The following is a 17858-nucleotide window of genomic DNA, read 5'->3' on the forward strand; positions in this document are numbered from 1 at the left end:
GCAACCTTTTTAAAAGGTGTTCCTCCGGCTCAGGTGGAGATCTACGTCCTGGGCTACGGCGGGTGGACCTCCCCACCGCACATGGGCCACACCTCGATATATGTAAAAACGGATGTAGGTATCCTAGTCGACGCCGGGGAGTGCACCTACGCCAGGCTGACGCAGTGCGGTCTGCCTTGGCCGGACGCCATCGTGATAAGCCATAGACACGGGGACCACATACTGGGCCTTCCGACGTTTATGCTCCTGGCGAAGAGGCTGGGAAGGAGGTTAACCGTTGTGGCGAACAGGGAGGCCGCCGAGGCGGCAAGGACGCTTGCGGTAGCCACGGGGATAGAAAACGCCCTGGCGTACATAGACTTCGTTGAGGCATCCGGCGAGGTGGTCGTGGGCTCGACCAAGCTCAAGTTCGCAAAGACGGCACATACCGTGGAGACCACTGCCGTTAGGGTGGAGCACGGCGGCAGGTGTGTTGTATATAGCTCAGACACGGCCCCGACCGCCGGCGTGGTGGAGCTGGCGCGGGGTTGCGACTTGTTGATCCACGAGACCTCTGGAAACCCGGGGCAGGAGGAAGAGGCGCACAGGGTGGGCCACAGCACCACAGCCGACGCCGTCAATATAGCGAGAGAGGCAGGCGTTAGATATCTCATGCCTGTACACTACTACCTGGAGCCCCCGAGGATCCCGCCCGCCATCGACATCATTGTGCCCATTCCATGCGGCAAGGTGCAGATATGAGATGTCTGAGGATTAGAGAGCGCCGGGATCTCTTCGCCTTCCCCTATCCCATAGCGGTGTGGAGGGAGCCGCCTAGGTCTCTGGAGGTGGTGTCTGACCTAGCGTTGTCCTACGGCGTTGAGCACATATATACCGTGGGGGACGTAGTCACGAAAAACTTCCTAGATTACGGCGTTACGCCCACGTCGGCCGCCGTAGACGAAAAAACGCGCAGGGGGCTACCCGTCGAGCAACACCGCAAGTTCCAGAGGGTGATCAAGGTGGTTAACCCGCCGGGCTACATAACCGAGGAGGCGTGGGCCGCCGTGGAGGAGGCCGTGGGGGGCGGCGTCCTCATTAAGGTAGAAGGCGAGGAGGACATGTTGGCTCTGGCGTTTATAAAAATGGCCCCTCCGCGCTCCTTGGTAGTCTATGGGCACTACAAAGGCGCGCTCATCGCCGTGATGGTGGATTGGTACAGAGACGCAATAGACCGCCTCCTCCAATATCTAGAGAAATGTTAATATACAACCCGCCTTTATCCCCATGCGGATTGGAGCTCTTCTCCTCCTGGCGACGGCGGCGTTTGTCCTAATAGCGGCCCTCTACACATACAAGATCCTGGCGAGCCCGCCTCCGCCAAAGCCCGCCTCAGGCGCTATACCCATCCCCAGCTGGGCGATCTCGGTGGGGAGCCCGGAGGCGCCTGTGGTTTTGGTGGAGCTTTTTGATCTCCATTGTCCCTATTGTGCCGAGGCGCATGAGGTTCTTGACCCTCTCTACCGGCGGCTTCTGGCGGAGGGCAGGCTGAGGATAGTCTTCGTAGACTTCATAGTGCATCCAGACGCCGTATTGGCCCACAGATATCTACACTGCGCCTATCAACAGCTCGGCAACAAGACCTACGACCTAATAACCGACCTCTACAAAGCCTACATAGACGGCGGCCCCGACAAACAGCTACAGCTACTAACACGCTACCAATGCCCCAACGCCCCCACACAAAAAGACTTCGATGCCGTAGCCAAGGCGATGGCCAAGGCGCTGGCCCAGATGGGGATCACCCAGCTAGGGACACCCACCTTCATAGTAATTAGAAACGGGACCGTCAACGTCGTAGTTGGCAAATACCCCGACAAAGTCGCCGCCCTCATAAGCTAGCTCAGCCAGCTGCCACCTCTTCACGAGTCGTAAATGGTCGGGCTCATCACTTATATCATCCACATGGTAGAGGTGTGAAATATGAAATTGACGCCAAGCGCAGAACCGTAAGGGTTGTGCCCGAGAGGGAGGAGGACCTCTACTTCGTATATCTGCTCGTGGAGAGAGGCGACGTAGTCCGGGGCTGGACAGTTAGGGAGTACAAGCCAGAGGGGGCCAAGGAGGGCGAGCGGGTGAAGATGTACCTCGCCGTCAGGGTGGAGTCGCTGGAGTACCACAAGTTCCGTGGTAGCCTGAGGATTAGAGGACCAGTCGTGGAGGTTCAAGAGGGGGTGGAGGGCGTCAAGGGCAGGAGGCACACCTTCGACGTCGTCCCGGGGAGAGAGATAGAGATAGAGAAGGCGGCGGAGTTTCCGCTAGATGTAGTGGAGGAGATCCTCAAAATGGCGCAAGCGTTGATGCCCAAGGTGCTACTGGTATCTATCGACGACGAAGAGGCCGCCTTCGCGTATATAACAGCCTTAGGCGTGGAGCTCATCCAAGTGGTACATAACGCTAGCAAGGGAGAAGAAAGCTTGTTCGATGGATATTTGGAATCTGTAAGAAAGCAGGTGGACGAGCTCTCCAGGAGGTTAAAGCCAGACAAGTTGGTAGTCGCCGGGCCCGCCATGTTGGTAGAACACATAGCTAGATACATACGCGGCGATAAGGCCCCACAGGGCTCCGGCGGCCTCGCTGGGGTATACGAGTTCATACGCAGCGGCCTATACGACGAGTTGAAAACTCAGATGGGGGTCAAGGCGTATGAGAAACTAATCCACATGGCGGCCACAAGCCGCGAGTCGGTGGCTATCGGCCCGCAGGAGGTTGAAGAGGCCGCCTCTCTAGGCCGCGTGGATTTCGTACTGGTTCTAGACAGCTACATAAAGGAGAGCCCGGAGAAGGCTTGGGTCCTCTTGTCGCAGATATATAAAACGAAGGGGCGAATCTATATAGTAAGAGAGGATACGGAAGTGGGCGCCGGCATAAGGGCTATGGGAGGAATAGCGGCCGTATTGAGGTGGTAAAAAAGGGGGGTTGTTTATTTCTTCTTGCCGATTAGTCTGTATACTTTTATGCCTGTGTAGGGGGATTTCGCTACGGCGAATATCATCGGCCCTCTGGCGGTCTGCTTCTCCACAGTCTCGTACTGGTCAGTCTCAAACGCCTGCTTCGCCTTTATGTCATAGAACTTCAACTTCTGCTTCCTCGACATGAGCTTTTGGTACATCTTGGTTTATAAAGCTTTTGTTTATTATAAATACTCGATTTTTTTCAATGAGATATTCAATAAATTAATTATTGAGCATGTTCTATTTCTTCTTTCTAATGTTTATATAGTTTTTCTCTTTCTTTATAATGTAGTTTCTTCTCTAACTTTTTAGATTATGCTCTGGGGGTATTGAAAAGGGCTCTATAGAGCTAAAAGGATGCAACAACATAAAGTTATGGCCTTTAGAAGAGTGGTCGCCTTGTTGGGCGTAGGCGGCGTCGGCAAAACCACGTTTGCGTATAGGCTCCTTGGCCTGTCGGATGTTCCCGTCATAACTCTGAGACCTAGCTACTACAGGCTCTACATAGGGAACTACGAATACGATATACTAGACGTGCCAGGTCAACTTGTATACGAAGTGGCGCTGAAGTTCGCATCATTTAAAGTAAGTATAGTAAATAGATTAATATATATGTACGATGTAACTAACTATGAATCTTTACATGCTATTGCGGAGCTCCACTCTATTTTTATAGAAAGGAAGTCGTCCATCTCGGAGGAGGTGGTGATAGTGGGGAATAAGAGGGACCTCGCGGAGGAGGTGGGGTTCTATATAGAAGCCGACGAAATAGCTTCTTCTATAGGAGCGGACGAGGTTTATTACATATCTGCCGTGAAAGACCCTCCAGAGGTTCTTATGAAGATACTGCGTGGGGTCAACTAGGCAAGGGGTAGCCCCAGCTTTCTCAACACCTCCTCCCGGACCGCTTCACGGTTTTCTCTGGATAGCCAAAGCACCTCTATGCCTAGCCTCTTCGCCACATCTAAGTAGTTGCGGTGGACCACCGCCAAAACCCTGGGAGAGGATTTAACGGCCTTTTCTAGGCTTACGAGGAAATTCGGGCATTTTACCTCCATCGCCCCTATCTCGTCCACTACTAACAAGTCGCAACTGGCGGCGTCTAGGATCCTCTTGATTACGTCACACGCCGAAAGATCGACCACATACTTGCCGACGGTCACGGCGCCGGCGCCCACTCTAGCCAGCGGGACTCGGGAACCTGTGGAGATGTCGTATACATCGAATCCAACGCGGCGGCCGGCCTCCCTCACCTCAAGAGTTATAAATCCGCAAACCGTCATACGTCGCCTAGCTAGGTTTGCCACCTCCATGGCAAGCGTTGTTTTCCCTACTCCTGGCATGCCGGTGATGCCAACCTTGGACTCAGCCCTTTCACGCGACGTCATGAAGTCGGCTTAGTCTAGCCTCATCACATTTACAGAGCAGGTCCTAGGTTATTAAGCTTCTTGCCACGGTCAAGTCGCCGCTGGCGGCCCTCTCCAGGAGCAATCTTATCAGGTTTTCAAATGGGGCAATAGCCTCCCCCATCGTTTCTCTAAGCCTCGAGAGGGCCCTCTTGACTTCGTCGACTAGCTCTGTGGCTTCTCTTCTTTCGATCTTTTCATCGCTGTAGTCGTCCGCGTATTGGTATAAGACCCCGAGGAGCTGACCCAGCTTTTTGGCGCTGTCGAGGATCTCTCTTCTTCCTAGAAGCATCGCGGGCAGAACCAACGAAGCCTCTATCAAAGGCGCCGTCTTGAACTCGGCCGCCTCGTCGTATCTGCCATCTAGGTCCAACGCTTGCCCAATGGAGAGCCTCTGCGCCACGTCTGCTAGGTATTTCACTATGTCGGGCCCGAGCTGTAGCGCCCTCTTTATGGACTCGGCTATAAGCCAATCGCTAGCTACGATTGATCTCCCGTCTCCATACAGCGCCCTGGGGGTCTTTGCCCCCCTCCTCTCGTCGTGTTTATCCATTACGTCGTCTTGTAGAAGGGATACAACATGTAGAAGCTCTACTATAGCCGCGGCTTGTATTATCCTGAGGTCAAGGACGGACCTCCTGTCAAGTGTATAGGAAAAGGTGAGAAGCAGGAGAGGCCTGAGTAGCTTGCCAGGCCTCTCTATGTAGTAACGGACAGCCTCTCTTAGGGACTGAGGCCTTATATCACTACCGACGTTCTGCAGATGCGTTTTTACGCGCTCCAATGCGGCGAGAACCTCTCCCGGCAGTACAGACACGACAGCAGGTGTAAATGGATTATTTATCTATTAGGGGGAAAAAGGTTATGTAATTATGCTTTCACTTTGTAGCGGCCTTCGGCGGTTTTTTCGACTTTACCCTCTCTTATCAGTCTAGTCAGTTGGGCTTTTACGACTGCTACTTTCTCGACGCCTATTATCTTAGCGATCTCCTCAGCGGTGAGCTCTTTACCTTTATTCTGGGATAGGTATTCATATATCTTGTTTTTCACGCCTGACGGCATAAGTAAAAATAAAATCTCTACTATTTAAAATTTAAAAGCGTAGTGGACGCTAAGTTTAATAACGGTGGGTCTCCCCGTCTCCATGGTAAGGCTGGCCTTGGTGGTGGCAGAGTTTAACTACGATATCACAAGCTTGATGTTGCAGAAGGCAATTGAGCACGCCAGATTCCTCGGCGCCGAGGTCACATATGTGGTTAAGGTGCCTGGGGTCTACGACATACCGATGGTGTTGAAAGACGTAGTGGCGAAAAGCGACGTGGACGCCGTAGCTACACTTGGCGCCGTTATACAAGGCGCTACGAAACACGACGAGCTGGTGGCGCAACAAGCGGCGAGAAAAATCCTAGACATCGCCGTAGAGGTGGACAAGCCAATTACACTAGGCATCATCGGCCACGGCGCCAACCGTATGCAGGCTCTAGAGAGGGTTGAAGAATACGCTAGGCGAGCCGTTGAGGCCGCGGTAAAGCTCGCAAGAAGAAAGAAGCTACTTAAGGATGCGAAATACAGCGGCGCGACGGTGTACGTTGAGTAGCCGCTAGCCAAAGAGCAACTTTCTCATCTCAGCGCCGACTTTCTCTATGGGGTGTTCTTTAACAGATTCCATAAGTCTCTTGAGGTTGGGGCTCCCCCTGGCGTATTCCTCAACCCACTCCTTTGCGAACTCCCCGCTTTTTACACGCAATGCGGCGGCCTTCATCTTGGACTTAACCTCCTCGTCGATTATCTTAGGCCCCACGGTGAGTCCTCCGTATTTCGCGGTGTCTGAGACGCCGTTTAACATGCCGTATATCCCCCTCTGCCATATGAGGTCCATGATAAGCTTTGCCTCATTTAAAACCTCGAAGTACGCCACCTCCGGCTGGTAGCCCATCTCCACCAGCACCTCGAAACCCCTCTTGATGAGCTCCATAAGGCCGCCTACTAATACCGTCTGTTCTCCGATTAGGTCTGTCTCTGTCTCCTCGGCGAAGGTCGTCTCTATAACTCCTGCTCTTGTCGCTCCTATGCCCTTGGCGATGGCTAGGGCGTACTTTAGCGCCGAGCCGCTGTAGTTCTGATGTACAGCCACTAGGGCGGGGACGCCTCTACCTGCGAGAAACTCCTCTCTTACCGCTCTGCCCGGCGCCTTGGGGGCGACCATTACGACATCTACGTTCTTAGGCGGTTTGATCAAGCCGTAGTGTATGTTAAAGCCGTGGGCGAAATCCACAACAGCGCCCTCCCTGAGATGAGGAGCTATCTGGCTCTGCCAGACCTTCGGCTGCTCCATGTCGGGTATAAGCACCATAACTACGTCGGCCCTGGAAACAGCCTCGCCTACCTCGTAGACTTCGAATCCCTCGGACGCGGCAACGTTCCATGAGTTTCCGCCTTTCCTAAGCCCCACTATAACCTTCAGCCCGCTGTCTCGGAGGTTAAGCGCTTGAGCCCTCCCCTGTATGCCGTATCCAATCACCGCTATTGTTTTACCCCTTAGCGGTTCTAGAGAGGCGTCTTTGTCAGTATATATCTTGGCCATGGCTTTAAGATATCAACGATTTATATGTATCTCCTCGATTTTTAACACCTCTGGAAGCTTGTCGAGCTTAGCCACAAGCCACTGCACCTCGTCTTGCGGCCCCTCCACCTCCATATGTATCCTGTAGACCGAGTCCTCCTGGACAACCTGCATATTCATCACCTGGACCTTAGCTCTGCGGGTAATCGCGATTACGCGGCCTAGAGAATCTAGAGACCTAGGCGTAACTATGTTAATACCCCTCATATGTCAACTTGACGTCCATGCCCTGTGGTAGGACCGCTGATGTTAACCAATCTCCCGGCTTAACCCACGGCAACACTATATCGCTTTCGCTGTCAATGGTCATGTCAACTATCAACGGCTCGTTGTTTTTCAAAGCTCTGGCAACCGCGATCTCCAGATCCCTGTAGCTCTCCGGCTTGACGGCATCTATGTCATAAGCCTCCGCTATCTTCAAGAAGTCGGGTCTCTTGCTGAACTCAGTTGCTATAATTCTATTTTGATACAGGTATACCTGCCACTGTTTCACCAACTGGAGCGCCCTGTTGTCAAATATGACGACCACAATCGGCAGGTTGTAGTCTCTAACTAGGGACAGGTTGTTCATGGTCATTTGGAAGGATCCATCGCCGTCTATACAGAGCACCGGCCTATTGGGCGCCGCCAGCTTGGCGCCCAGCGCCGCTGGGATGCAGAAGCCCATGGTCCCCAACCCCGCCGAGGTTATGAACGACCCCGGTTCGTACACCTCCCAAGCTATCTCGGCCCACATCTGGTGGGAACCTACGCCGGTCACGGCGATGGTGTCCCTAGGCGCCGCCGCCCTCAACACCTTTAAGGCCTTCCATGGGTGGAATGCCGGCGTAGAATCCGCGATCTTAGCCATCGCCTCCTCATATTTCCTTCTGATCTCCAAAAGCCATGACATAAACCGCTGATCTCTCGCACTTGAGTGTACATATCTCAGCAACATGTCTAGGGCCTCTTTTGCATCGGCGACGATGCCGACGGTCGGCTTGACGTTTTTACTGATCTCGCTCTTGTCCACGTCTATATGTATCAGCTTCACTCTACCGCTGTTTACGGAGTCTATCAGCTCCTTGAAGCGTCCCCAGGTCCTATCGCTGAACCTGGTCCCAACGGCCAAGATAACGTCCGCGTTTGCCAAGGCGGCATCTGCCTCAGCTCTGCCGTGCATTCCGGCGGGCCCCATATACAGCGGGAAGTCGTGGGGCACCGCGGCCTTCCCCGGCAGGGTGGAGACGATGGGGGCATATATCAGCTTAGAGAGCTCCAGCACCTCCGGCGTAGCGCCGGACCACAAGACGCCGCCGCCTACCAATATCACAGGTCTCTTGGCCTCCGCTAGGTACTTCGCCGCAATTCTGATCTTGTCAGGATCTGGGGGAGGCGGTATGAACTTTTCCCTGTTTACAACAATTCTGTCTTCTCCCTCGGGCGCAGCTGCAATCTGGATATCTCTTGGTAGATCTATTAGGGTTGGACCCGGCCTCCCTAGAATCGATATCTCATACGCCGTTTTAAAGGCGGCTGTGGCTTCGCTGGGTTTTCTCACCTGATATACAAATTTTGTAATTGGCGTAACAACGCCAGGTATGTCTGTCTCCTGGAACCCATCTCTCCCAAATATGCTGGTGGCCACTTGTCCAGTGATCGCCACAAGCGGCGTTGAGTCCATATAGGCGTTGGTTAAACCAGTGACTATGTTCGTCGCGCCGGGGCCGCTTGTGACGGCGACCACCGCCGGCTTGCCTGAGACTCTGGCGTAGCCCTCAGCTGCATGCATAGCGCCTTGCTCGTGGCGGAATAGAATTGGCTCAACCTCTTGCCCATATAGAGCGTCGTATAGCGTCATTATAGAGCCCCCAGGAATACCCAGGACGTGCCTAACGCCGTATGTCTTGAAGACCTCAACTAGCTTGTCAACTACTCGTTTTGAGTCTTCCTTTCGAGCCCCGAAGTTACCCCCGACATTAGGAGGGCTGTAAACACGTCTATTTAAACTTTTCCAGACCTATATAGATGCTGCATTGTCTCATAAGCCAGCTGAATCACCCTTCGCACGTTTGGATAAGTCGGCACCTCCTCGAGTTTCTCTACCTCTAGCCACGCGCCGTTTTTCAACGCTCCGCCTGCCTCCCTCACCAAGTATATGAGGTCAAAGTGTATATGTGTTTCCTCTGGGTAACTAACTACCTCCTCTAAAATGGCGAAAGGTAGCGGCCTCTCCACCACGCCGCTGTCTACAATTCCATGCATCAAACCGAGAGGTTCCACTAGTAAGCCGGTTTCTTCCTCAAACTCGCGTATAAGGGCCTCGATAGGCGTCTCTCCAGGTTCCACATGTCCGCCGGGATAGAGGTATACGCCTAGGCGTTTGTGCTCAATCATAAGCACCCTCCCGTCTCTTATCAACACGCCGCTAGCGACAACGCATTTCTTGACCACATCTCCAATTTAGAAGATTTTTAAATAACTGGCTACAGTGACGAGGTGTTTGGCAAGATAAAGCTTGGAATAGAGGAGTGGAAGAAGGTGGAAAACGAGCTTACTAGGATATCCTCTGGGGAGCCTCTGGAGATCGTCATCAACCTTACTCTTGTTTCAAGTCTCGAGGGGGAGGAGCTTGAGGAGGAGCACCACCATCACCACTTCGAAGAGAACGAATTCACAAGAGAGGTGGCGAGGTTGATAGATCACATATCGCAAACCTACAACGGCCACGTACATCCGCATCTACACAGCAACCACGGCAGTGTTATGTTCTCTGTGAAGGGCTCTCCGCAAGAGCTCATAAAGACGCTCAGGGACTCCGTGGAGTTTGTAAAGCTAAACTGTGAAAAGTGTATCCTACATACGCTAGACGGGGAGTTCCACATCGGAGAGGACCTAGCCGGCATCTACTTCGGCGACGCCTACAAAATCACGGTAATCCTCCCCGCAGAAGACGGGAGAAGGCTTAAGGTGCACGAGGTCCACCTCTAAAGTCTGGAAAGAAGACACTCGACTACATCACTCGGCCCCTTTATCTTGGCCATATCTTCGAGAGAAATGTGGGGGTACCCTCCCACCCAAATATGTCTATGGATGAAGGAGGGGTCTTCGATGGTCCAAACGCAGTCCCTAGATCCAACTCTCTCCAGATCGTCCCTGTGTATAACAACATCGCATTCGCATCTGGTAGGGCAACCCAAGGCCTTTGCCAAAAGGGCGGGGCCTAAGACCACTGGAATACCCATTTCATAGATCTCCCAATAGATGTCGCACATCCTCCGCTTTCTCGAGCAGATTAAAGTCTTCCTCCAGTATGATGTATAGGTCAGACAGCCGCACCTTGGAAAGCTTATTAGGCTTAACCTCCACGAATTCGGGCACAAGCGTATCGTCGATTTTTCTTACGTAGATTTTCACGTATAACTGCGTGTTTAAGTGCTACTACAGAGGTGGAATAGCTGAACCTTAGCTTTCCGTATGCCGCCCGTCCCTGGGCGATGCCTAGGGATTCCCCTCGTCTGCCGCTTCGCTGGCCCAGCTACCTCGGGGACGGCGCTTTTCTGGCAACCCCGCTCGGGACAGACCCCTAATGAGAGGCCGCACCTCATAACTATTTGCACATGCGTTATTCAAGCCTTTCCCTTACGCCGAACATGCAGAACTTTCTCGACGATCACGAAGAAGAAAGATGTCCCTCAGTGTTTTGGTCCTCCGTCGACGTCTGTTTGCCCCCTACACGCGGCTTCTGTCTACAAGCCCGCGTTCGCCATAATATAAATAGCGTTGCAAACCAGGGACGCTCAGAGGCAATAGGCCTTGGAGGAGGGCTCTTGAGGTGTAAGTTGCTCAGCCCCTTGGCCGTCTCTTGAAGGGCACAGTAGCAAGTTTCGGCGGCCGCAGATCGCGGTTATTGTAGCACCGCCTCTTCGCCTGGCTCCGTTGGCACGTATATGTTATCGAAGCCCTCTCCCGCAAGTCTCCTCACGAGGGGGGCGGCCGCCTTGGGCTCCGTGTGTACCAAGATGATCCTTGTGTCCGCTGAAAACCTCTTGATGAAGTGAACAATCTCTCTTCTACCCGCGTGCGCGCTGAAGTCGAACCATTCGAGCCTCGCCTCTACTTTCACAAGGGTGCCGTCTACGACGGCGTGGCCTTTGCTCAGGATTTCGAAGCCCGGCGTGTTGGGGGCTTGGAAGGAGGGCAGGAAGATGCCGTTCTTCCTGTTTTGCGCCAATCTCTTGAAGTAGTACAGGGCCGCGCCCCCCTTCAACATCCCGGCAGGCGTTATAATCACAGAGGCCTCCTCTATAGCGCCTTTTCTCACGTACGTATTTGGCACCTCTATCGCGGCCTCAAGTGCTTTTCTATAGAGCGTGGGGTCTCTCAGCAGGTAGGGGTACCTCCCGACGATCTGATTTATCTGGCGGGCCAAACCGTCTATGTAAATCGGAGCATTGACCCCGTGTTTTACGAGAGTCAACATAATCTCCTGCGCTCTACCGAGGGCAAAAGACGGTATTAGCACAGTTCCGCCTTGGTCCAAAACCTCCTTCACAGCTTGTACAAACTCTTTCTCGAGCTTTTCGCGGGGCGGATGATCGGCGGAGGCGTAGGTGGCCTCCATGATTACGACATCGGGCGCCTTCGGCAGGTTGTACAAGTCGGCCCCCCTTAGCAGATTTGTGTCAACTGTGTTGAAATCCCCGGTAAAGACGACCACACGCCCCTCGATCTCTAGCACGCCTATGGCGCTACCGGGGATGTGCCCGGCGTTATAGGCGGTCAACACCGCGTCTCTGCCTATTTCCACGGGCTCGCCATAGGTGAGCGGCACGGCGCTCGCCATAGTTTCGCGAACCTCCTCCTGGGTGTAGGGCAGGTAGTAGCCCGAGAGCTTTATGGCGTCTGTGTACATCAAGTCGCTTAGCTCCATCGTCAGCGGTGTGGAATACAGAGGTGTTCTAGTTGAGACGTAGAGAGATGGGAGTCCGCCGCTGTGATCTAGATGGGCGTGGCTCAGAAAAGTCGCCGTTAGATCCTTAGGCCGCACGTGAAGGGGAAACACGGGCTTATCCTCCGCGTCAAACGAAACGCCGTAGTCGAGCAGAACTCCGTTGGCCGCCGTCTTTATAAATACGGCAAGTCTCCCAACCTCCCCCGCGCCGCCGAGGAACTTGATTCTCACATTGTGCCTAATCGAGGGGTAAAATATTTTTAACCGCAACGCCGGCCCAATAGGTGGACCAGGTGGAGAAAGCCCTTGAACGGCTGATCCAGCTAAACAAGCGAATACTTGCCGAGCTGGAGGATATAAACAGGGCCTTATCGCGGGGGAAGAGCCGGGCGTAGTTGGAGAAAAATTTTATAAATGTTTAATAAGGCGGGGGCATGCCGTTTACCACCTCTGCACAGCCGAGGAAACAGAGGTTGAGCCTATACAAGGCGCCGCTACACCTCCGGCACAAGCTCCTCAACGCGAAGCTTTCGCCGGAGCTGAGCAAGAAGCTCGGCGTTAAGAGGTTGCCCGTGAGGCGTGGCGATACCGTTTTGATACTAAGAGGCGACTTCAAAGGCGTAACGGGGAAGGTCGTCAGAGTAGACCTAAAGAGGGTGAGGATATACGTAGAGGGCGCCACTAGGACAAACAGCAAGGGCCAGACCGTTTACTACCCAATACACCCGTCGAAGGTTATGATAGTCGAGGCCGATACCTCAGATAAGGTAAGACAGAAGTTGTTGGAAAGAAGGAAGAGGTAGGCCATGGTGCATCTACGTCGTACAACCTCGCCCTATTGGTGGCCTATTCCGCGAAAAGCCGGAGGCGTATGGGCTGTAAGACCCTCCCCTGGCCCGCACTCTCTTGCCTATTCTATCCCCTTGGCGCTGGTTATAAGAGACGTCCTTAGGTACGCCAAGACGTTAAGAGAGGCGAGGATGATAATCTCCAGGGGGTACATAAAGGTAGACGGCGTTGTGAGAAGAAACTACAAATTCCCAGTGGGTCTCATGGACGTAGTAGAGATAGTGCCCACGGGGGAGATCTACCGCGTGGTACCCGACGAGAGGAGCTACTACGCGTTGGTCCCCATAACCTCGGAGGAGGCTGACCTCAAGCTACTACGCGTCGAAGGCAAAACGGCTGTGAAGGGAGGCCGGCTACAGGTACACTTCCACGACGGCAGAAACCTAATAATGCCTGCCGAAACAGCCCGCCAGATAAAAACCTTCGACTCGGTGCTCTACGACCTAAAGGCCAGGACAGTGAGAAGCCACATACCGATGCGGCTAGGCGTCTACGCGGTTGTGACACACGGCGGTAACGTGGGGTTCCACGGCCAACTCAGCGAGATAGTGTGGACCTTGAAGAGGAGACAGTCGGTCGTCTTGTTGAAAAGGGGCGAAGAGGCGAAGAGGACTATCCTCGACTACATAATGGCAGTTGGGGCAGAGGCCCCTGTTATAAAGATATCTCCCTAGTCGGTCTGAGGCCTTTCTTCTTCGGAATATACGTCGGCCATCTTCTTAGCGAGGAGTTTTTCCTCAGCTCTCCAGAACATCTCTCCGTAGTACTCAAGCGTTTTTCCAATATCTGAGAGACTTATCGCAATCGGCTCATAGATCTTCACTACATCGCCTTCCACCAGCCAGCCCTCCACAACGCCGCCGACAGCCCAGTCGTATCTCGCAATCACTACATAGCGTTTTTCAAACGCCACAGTCCTCAACCTGATATACACCGTTGCTATGCCGAACTCCGTGAAAAACCTAGACACCACATCTCTGTACTTCTCGCCGGCGCGGGGGGAGGGCACCCTCTCCAGGTGGACTATATCGTCTCTCTTTAGATCGTCCTCCAACAGCTTCAACAGGGCGCTCACGGGCTGACCTGTTCTCTCAATTCGCATAGGTCATCGAACTTTACATATTTTTATCTTTGACACGCCACCTCCCTTCGCGGATCCCGGTCCCCGGGGCCCGTCCGGGGAGTCCGCCGCGGGCGAGGGGTTCGAGGGCCGGCGGCGCCCCCGCTTTTCCACCGGGCCCCAGAACTCGACGAAACATAAGGGGGATGCTCTTTTGTGGAAACGTCTAAGCGTGCGGGCACCTGAGCAGATGCTAGGAGGAGCCGGTGTACCAACACGAGACGTAGTGGCCCTTCTTCACTTGGGACATGGGAGGCTCCTCTGCGTCGCACTTCCCCTTTATCGCATATGGACACCGGGGATGGAAGCGACAGCCCGACGGCGGATTCAGCAGACTTGGAGGCTCTCCCGGCGGCACCTCCCTCATCTTAAAACGGTTGTTGGGGTCAGGGTCTGGGAGCGCGTTTATGAGGGCTTGCGTGTAGGGGTGGCTTGGGTTTTTTACCACCTCTCTAAACGGGCCGTATTCAACCATCTTCCCGGCGTACATAACCAGGACCTTGTCTGCGATATATTTGGCGGTGGCAATGTCGTGGGTTATGTACATCATGGCTATGCCGTGTTTCTCCTGCAACGACCTCATTAGAGATAGGATCTCCGCCCTGATGGAGACGTCAAGCATGGAAACTGGTTCGTCGGCGACGATAAACCTTGGCTTTGTGATCAAAGCTCTCGCAATGCCCACGCGCTGTCTTTGTCCGCCGCTTAGCATATGTGGATACTTCCTCAGGAAGTCTTCGGGAGGGGTTAGCTTAACCTCCTCTAGGGCTTTAACCACCAGCTCGTACCTCTCCCCTGGGGGCACCCCTCTGAGTATAAGCGGCTCCTCTAGTATGTACTGAACAGTGTGGTAGGGGTTCAGCGAGCCGAAGGGGTCCTGGAACACCATGGCTGTAGAAAACCTATACCACCTCAGCTCCGACTCCGGGACGTCGGTGATGTCCCTCCCATCAAACACTATCCTCCCCGCCGTCGGCTTCACAAGCCTTAACACAGTTCTGCCAAGGGTGGTTTTTCCAGAGCCCGACTCTCCGATCACGGCCAAAACCTCCCCGCTTTCAAGCGTAAAACTCACGCCGTCTACCGCCTTGATAAACCTCCTCACTCCAAAAAGCCCCCTCCTCACGGGGAACCAAGTTCTCAGGTCCTGAACCTCCAGCAACGGCATGTTAATACAGCCAGCAGTACACCTCCCCCTCCTCAATCTGCTTCCTAGGCGGCTCCTCTGCGTCGCACTTCCCCTTTATCGCATATGGACACCGGGGATGGAAGCGACAGCCCGACGGCGGGTTTATTAGGCTAGGCACATCGCCGGGTATGTGCTCTATTGTCTTCTCCTCGCGAAGCGAGGGCACTGCAGCTATAAGCTTCTGCGAGTACGGGTGCCTCGGCTTACTGTAGAACACGTCGGCCGGCGCCACCTCGACGAGCTTCCCGGCGTACATAACGCCCACTTTATCGGCGATCTCAGAGGCAAGCGCTATGTCGTGGGTTATCAATATATACGATAGGCCGAGCTTCCTCTTTAGATCCTTCAGTAGGTTCATGATATTCGCCTGGGTTATCACATCTAGAGCCGACGTCGGCTCATCTAGTATGACGAGCTTTGGCCGCATCATTATGGCCATGGCGATTACGACCCTTTGCTTCATGCCCCCAGACAGCTCAAATGGGTACCGGGCCATTACGTCTTTAGAAAGCCCAACGGAATATAACGCCTCTTGAGCCACCTTCACCGCCTCGTCCCTCGACATTCCGAGGTGCAACATTAGAGGCTCCACCATCTGATCCTCCACGCGCATTATGGGGTTCAACGCGTTCATAGACGCTTGAAACACCATCGAGATCTTCTTCCACCTGATCTTCTGCCTTATTTCGTCATCTTTCATCTTCATAAGGTCGACGACGCCCAGCTCCTCGTCGTGAAAGAAGATTTCCCCGCCTAGTTTCGCCACGTTGCGCGGCAGAAGCTTAATGATCGTGAAGGCTAGGGAGCTCTTGCCGCTACCGCTCTCTCCCACCAACGCCAACGCTTCACCTCTATTTAATCTCAGCGAAATCCCGTCCACGGCTTTGACGACGCCCTTAGAGGTGCCGTAGTACATCACAACGTTGCGCAGCTCCAACAGTAAAGTCACGTCGAGGTGCTGAACAAGGCTATATATACTTAGCCCTTCCCCGTCTCATGGAAATAGTCGTGGCAAGTAATCCCACGGTCGACATAGTATACACGTCGTCTGGGGTCTCCCGGAGGCTCGGAGGCCCCATCTATTATGCGTCGCAGGCGCTGAGCGCTCTACACGCCAACGCTAGAGCTGTTGGAGTCGCGTCGCTTGACGTAGCCGCCGAGTTGGAGAGAGTTCTCGCAGCTTTAGGAATAGTAGCCGAGGTAATTATCGCCGATGCCACAACCACCTTTGAGCTCGACTACCGAACTAAACCAAGGACCGTTAAACTAGTGCGAAAGCCCAGCATAGGCATAGGGAAGGTCAGAGGAGACGTGGTGATCCTCTCGCCTGTATACGACGAGCTGAGAAACGCCAGAGTTGAAGCTAAGGCCGTGGTGGCCGACCTACAGGGATACCTAAGATCCAGCACGGAGCCTCCCCAGGCAGATCTGGTACACTTTTCGCAGGACGACCTAGTGCTGAGTTTGAAGGAGCTCGTCGAGTTCGCCGGCCGTTGGCCCACCGCCGTATACACGCTCGGCGAAGATGGGGCATATGTAGTGCAGAGGGGCTCTATACACTACGTCAACAGCGCTAGGATACCTGTCGAAGATGTAACAGGTAGCGGCGACGTGTTCCTGGCGAGCTTGACCTACCTCCGCTACGTGAAAGGGCTAGACCTCCTACAGGCGGTCTGCGAAGCCAGCAAATACGTCGCGGGTTTCTTAAAACACCGCAGAGTCGTGAGACACGACTTCGACTGTACTATACAAGCTGTTCAAGGGTAGCGATCCTCCGCAAGATGTCGGTCCTGGTCACGATCCCCACCAACTTGTCCTCGGAGTTGACCACCAGCAATCTGCCTATCCCCCCAGACACCATTATCCTGATAGCCTCGTGGATGTCCTCCTCCTCGTGTATGACGGGGGGCTCGCCTACCATCAAGTCCTTAACCTTCACGTCTTTTCTACAGCCGTATAGAGCCTCCATCAGCTTTGAAGCCATCAGCAACCCAATCGGTTTCCTCTCCTCGTTAACGACAGGTATCCCCCTGTACCTCTTCTCGATGAAGAGCTTAACGTAAGGCTCTATCGAGTCGTCTGGTTTCGCCGCAACGGGGTTCGGCGTCATGATGTTTTTCACCGAGGTTCTCGGTATGGAGATTATAGAGGAGATCTCCATGAGGGATTCTATGTCCGCCTTTATCACACGGCCGATAAGCACCAAGCCGCTAGGGAGGGGGCCCACCCTAACCTCACGGTCTACATACCCCGCTAGATCGCCTACGACTCTCATGGAGGCAAACGGCTTGTCTGACAGTAGGCCTATCAGCGTTATATCGAGCGCATACCCCACAACGTTGCCGAGGGATGCTATCGGCACAGAAAACGTCTGGCGCGAGAGAACGTCTGTCGCCTTTGACGTCGGTATGTACCCCCCGTGCGGACCCGCCTTGCTTATCACCAAGCCCATGGACTTGAGTATAGACAACATGTTACGCACATAGCCCTCGTGTATACCCAGGGCATTTGCGATATCTCTAGACTTGACGGGGCTGTTCTCCTTGTTATAAAGTTCCACAAGAGCCTTTAGTACGTTGTATACAGAATCTGATAGACTAGCCATCGTCCAACTAAAGGTTGTATATAAAAATATGTTCACCGCCTATCCGCCGCTGTGCTTCAGCGATCGGTCTCTCGTTCACAGTTCGCCAGACCGTACATCTCATCACGACATGGACAAGTGTAAACATTTATAAGACAATC

Annotated in this window: 24 protein-coding genes and 1 pseudogene; 10 read left to right on the forward strand and 15 right to left on the reverse strand. The window is 53.7% G+C overall.

Annotation, left to right across the window (positions count from 1 at the left end):
• The first annotated feature begins 33 nt into the window (after positions 1-33).
• The 4 genes from TNEU_RS07725 (at position 34) to TNEU_RS07740 (ending at position 2948) form a co-directional block, all read left to right on the forward strand.
• Positions 34-741 carry an MBL fold metallo-hydrolase gene (locus TNEU_RS07725; RefSeq protein WP_012350874.1) on the forward strand — a complete coding sequence of 236 codons (708 nt, stop codon included), beginning with the start codon at positions 34-36 and terminating at the stop codon, positions 739-741.
• Entirely contained in the window at positions 738-1244 is a 507-nt protein-coding gene (locus TNEU_RS07730) for a DUF359 domain-containing protein (protein WP_012350875.1), read from the forward strand. Before TNEU_RS07725 ends, TNEU_RS07730 begins: the two co-directional genes overlap by 4 nt.
• Positions 1245-1266: 22 nt before the next feature.
• The gene (locus TNEU_RS07735) at positions 1267-1881 is read left to right on the forward strand and encodes a thioredoxin domain-containing protein (protein WP_012350876.1); all 615 of its coding nucleotides are present in this window, start codon (positions 1267-1269) and stop codon (positions 1879-1881) included.
• Positions 1882-1955: 74 nt separating this feature from the next.
• On the forward strand, positions 1956-2948 hold the full coding sequence (locus TNEU_RS07740) for a pelota family protein (RefSeq protein WP_012350877.1): 993 nt from the start codon (positions 1956-1958) through the stop codon (positions 2946-2948).
• 14 nt (positions 2949-2962) lie between these two features.
• On the opposite strand, the gene cc1 is transcribed toward TNEU_RS07740, so the two are convergent.
• Positions 2963-3136, reverse strand: coding sequence for a DNA-binding protein CC1 (cc1, locus tag TNEU_RS10300; RefSeq protein WP_187146720.1), 174 nt, complete (start codon positions 3134-3136; stop codon positions 2963-2965).
• A 232-nt stretch (positions 3137-3368) separates the two neighbouring features.
• Between cc1 and TNEU_RS07745 the strand changes: the two genes are divergently transcribed.
• Positions 3369-3857 (forward strand): Rab family GTPase, encoded by a 489-nt coding sequence (locus TNEU_RS07745; protein ID WP_148682412.1) that lies wholly within the window; start codon positions 3369-3371, stop codon positions 3855-3857.
• Here the strand turns inward: TNEU_RS07745 and TNEU_RS07750 are convergent.
• From TNEU_RS07750 to TNEU_RS07760, 3 genes are read right to left on the reverse strand one after another with little or no spacing between them, the layout of a single operon-like run.
• Positions 3854-4381, reverse strand: a complete 528-nt coding sequence (locus TNEU_RS07750; protein WP_012350880.1) for an NTPase — start codon at positions 4379-4381, stop codon at positions 3854-3856. The genes TNEU_RS07745 and TNEU_RS07750 overlap by 4 nt on opposite strands.
• Positions 4382-4424: 43 nt before the next feature.
• The gene (locus tag TNEU_RS07755; RefSeq protein WP_012350881.1) at positions 4425-5216 is read right to left on the reverse strand and encodes a polyprenyl synthetase family protein; all 792 of its coding nucleotides are present in this window, start codon (positions 5214-5216) and stop codon (positions 4425-4427) included.
• 53 nt (positions 5217-5269) lie between these two features.
• Positions 5270-5461 (reverse strand): helix-turn-helix domain-containing protein, encoded by a 192-nt coding sequence (locus TNEU_RS07760; protein WP_012350882.1) that lies wholly within the window; start codon positions 5459-5461, stop codon positions 5270-5272.
• An 82-nt stretch (positions 5462-5543) separates the two neighbouring features.
• Here TNEU_RS07760 and ribH point away from each other — a divergent pair, with 82 nt between their 5' ends.
• Complete coding sequence (ribH, locus tag TNEU_RS07765; protein WP_012350883.1) at positions 5544-5996, forward strand: 6,7-dimethyl-8-ribityllumazine synthase; 453 nt, start codon at positions 5544-5546, stop codon at positions 5994-5996.
• Between the two features lie 3 nt (positions 5997-5999).
• On the opposite strand, the gene ilvC is transcribed toward ribH, so the two are convergent.
• From ilvC to TNEU_RS07785, 4 genes and pseudogenes are all read right to left on the reverse strand, one after another.
• A complete protein-coding gene (ilvC, locus tag TNEU_RS07770) occupies positions 6000-6983 on the reverse strand; it encodes a ketol-acid reductoisomerase (protein ID WP_012350884.1) in 984 nt (327 codons plus the stop codon).
• A 12-nt stretch (positions 6984-6995) separates the two neighbouring features.
• Entirely contained in the window at positions 6996-7229 is a 234-nt protein-coding gene (locus tag TNEU_RS07775; protein WP_012350885.1) for an ACT domain-containing protein, read from the reverse strand.
• A pseudogene (gene ilvB / locus TNEU_RS07780) lies at positions 7216-8937 on the reverse strand (biosynthetic-type acetolactate synthase large subunit); the annotation flags it as partial. The gene TNEU_RS07775 and the pseudogene ilvB, both read right to left, overlap by 14 nt.
• A 68-nt stretch (positions 8938-9005) precedes the next feature.
• Positions 9006-9455, reverse strand: coding sequence for an NUDIX hydrolase (locus TNEU_RS07785; RefSeq protein WP_012350887.1), 450 nt, complete (start codon positions 9453-9455; stop codon positions 9006-9008).
• 45 nt (positions 9456-9500) lie between these two features.
• Here TNEU_RS07785 and TNEU_RS07790 point away from each other — a divergent pair, with 45 nt between their 5' ends.
• Positions 9501-9992, forward strand: coding sequence for a hypothetical protein (locus tag TNEU_RS07790; protein WP_012350888.1), 492 nt, complete (start codon positions 9501-9503; stop codon positions 9990-9992).
• Here TNEU_RS07790 and TNEU_RS07795 read toward each other — a convergent pair.
• The 3 genes from TNEU_RS07795 to TNEU_RS07800 all read right to left on the reverse strand — a co-directional run bounded on the left by TNEU_RS07795 (position 9989) and on the right by TNEU_RS07800 (position 12186).
• Positions 9989-10276 carry a hypothetical protein gene (locus TNEU_RS07795; protein ID WP_148682414.1) on the reverse strand — a complete coding sequence of 96 codons (288 nt, stop codon included), beginning with the start codon at positions 10274-10276 and terminating at the stop codon, positions 9989-9991. The genes TNEU_RS07790 and TNEU_RS07795 overlap by 4 nt on opposite strands.
• On the reverse strand, positions 10248-10418 hold the full coding sequence (locus tag TNEU_RS10305) for a hypothetical protein (protein WP_012350890.1): 171 nt from the start codon (positions 10416-10418) through the stop codon (positions 10248-10250). Before TNEU_RS10305 ends, TNEU_RS07795 begins: the two co-directional genes overlap by 29 nt.
• A gap of 490 nt (positions 10419-10908) precedes the next feature.
• The gene (locus tag TNEU_RS07800) at positions 10909-12186 is read right to left on the reverse strand and encodes an MBL fold metallo-hydrolase (RefSeq protein ID WP_012350891.1); all 1278 of its coding nucleotides are present in this window, start codon (positions 12184-12186) and stop codon (positions 10909-10911) included.
• 203 nt (positions 12187-12389) lie between these two features.
• Between TNEU_RS07800 and rplX the strand changes: the two genes are divergently transcribed.
• Both rplX and TNEU_RS07810 read left to right on the forward strand, forming a co-directional pair.
• Complete coding sequence (gene rplX, locus TNEU_RS07805; protein WP_012350892.1) at positions 12390-12758, forward strand: 50S ribosomal protein L24; 369 nt, start codon at positions 12390-12392, stop codon at positions 12756-12758.
• Between the two features lie 3 nt (positions 12759-12761).
• Positions 12762-13478, forward strand: a complete 717-nt coding sequence (locus TNEU_RS07810; protein WP_012350893.1) for a 30S ribosomal protein S4e — start codon at positions 12762-12764, stop codon at positions 13476-13478.
• Here TNEU_RS07810 and TNEU_RS07815 read toward each other — a convergent pair.
• The 3 genes from TNEU_RS07815 to TNEU_RS07825 form a co-directional block, all read right to left on the reverse strand.
• The gene (locus TNEU_RS07815) at positions 13475-13906 is read right to left on the reverse strand and encodes a hypothetical protein (RefSeq protein ID WP_012350894.1); all 432 of its coding nucleotides are present in this window, start codon (positions 13904-13906) and stop codon (positions 13475-13477) included. The two genes, TNEU_RS07810 and TNEU_RS07815, sit on opposite strands and share 4 nt — an antisense overlap.
• Before the next feature lie 211 nt (positions 13907-14117).
• Positions 14118-15092, reverse strand: coding sequence for an ABC transporter ATP-binding protein (locus TNEU_RS07820; RefSeq protein ID WP_012350895.1), 975 nt, complete (start codon positions 15090-15092; stop codon positions 14118-14120).
• Between the two features lies 1 nt (position 15093).
• Positions 15094-16062: an ABC transporter ATP-binding protein gene (locus tag TNEU_RS07825; RefSeq protein ID WP_012350896.1), complete on the reverse strand. Its 969-nt coding sequence runs from the start codon at positions 16060-16062 to the stop codon at positions 15094-15096.
• Positions 16063-16109: 47 nt separating this feature from the next.
• On the opposite strand from TNEU_RS07825, the gene TNEU_RS07830 reads away from it, so the two are divergent.
• Positions 16110-16880, forward strand: coding sequence for a PfkB family carbohydrate kinase (locus TNEU_RS07830; RefSeq protein WP_012350897.1), 771 nt, complete (start codon positions 16110-16112; stop codon positions 16878-16880).
• Here the strand turns inward: TNEU_RS07830 and TNEU_RS07835 are convergent.
• Complete coding sequence (locus TNEU_RS07835) at positions 16858-17718, reverse strand: CBS domain-containing protein (protein ID WP_012350898.1); 861 nt, start codon at positions 17716-17718, stop codon at positions 16858-16860. The genes TNEU_RS07830 and TNEU_RS07835 overlap by 23 nt on opposite strands.
• Between the last annotated feature and the right edge of the window lie 140 nt (positions 17719-17858).

The sequence above is a fragment of the Pyrobaculum neutrophilum V24Sta genome, from assembly GCF_000019805.1.
In the GTDB taxonomy this organism is placed as follows: Archaea; Thermoproteota; Thermoprotei; order Thermoproteales; family Thermoproteaceae; genus Pyrobaculum; species Pyrobaculum neutrophilum.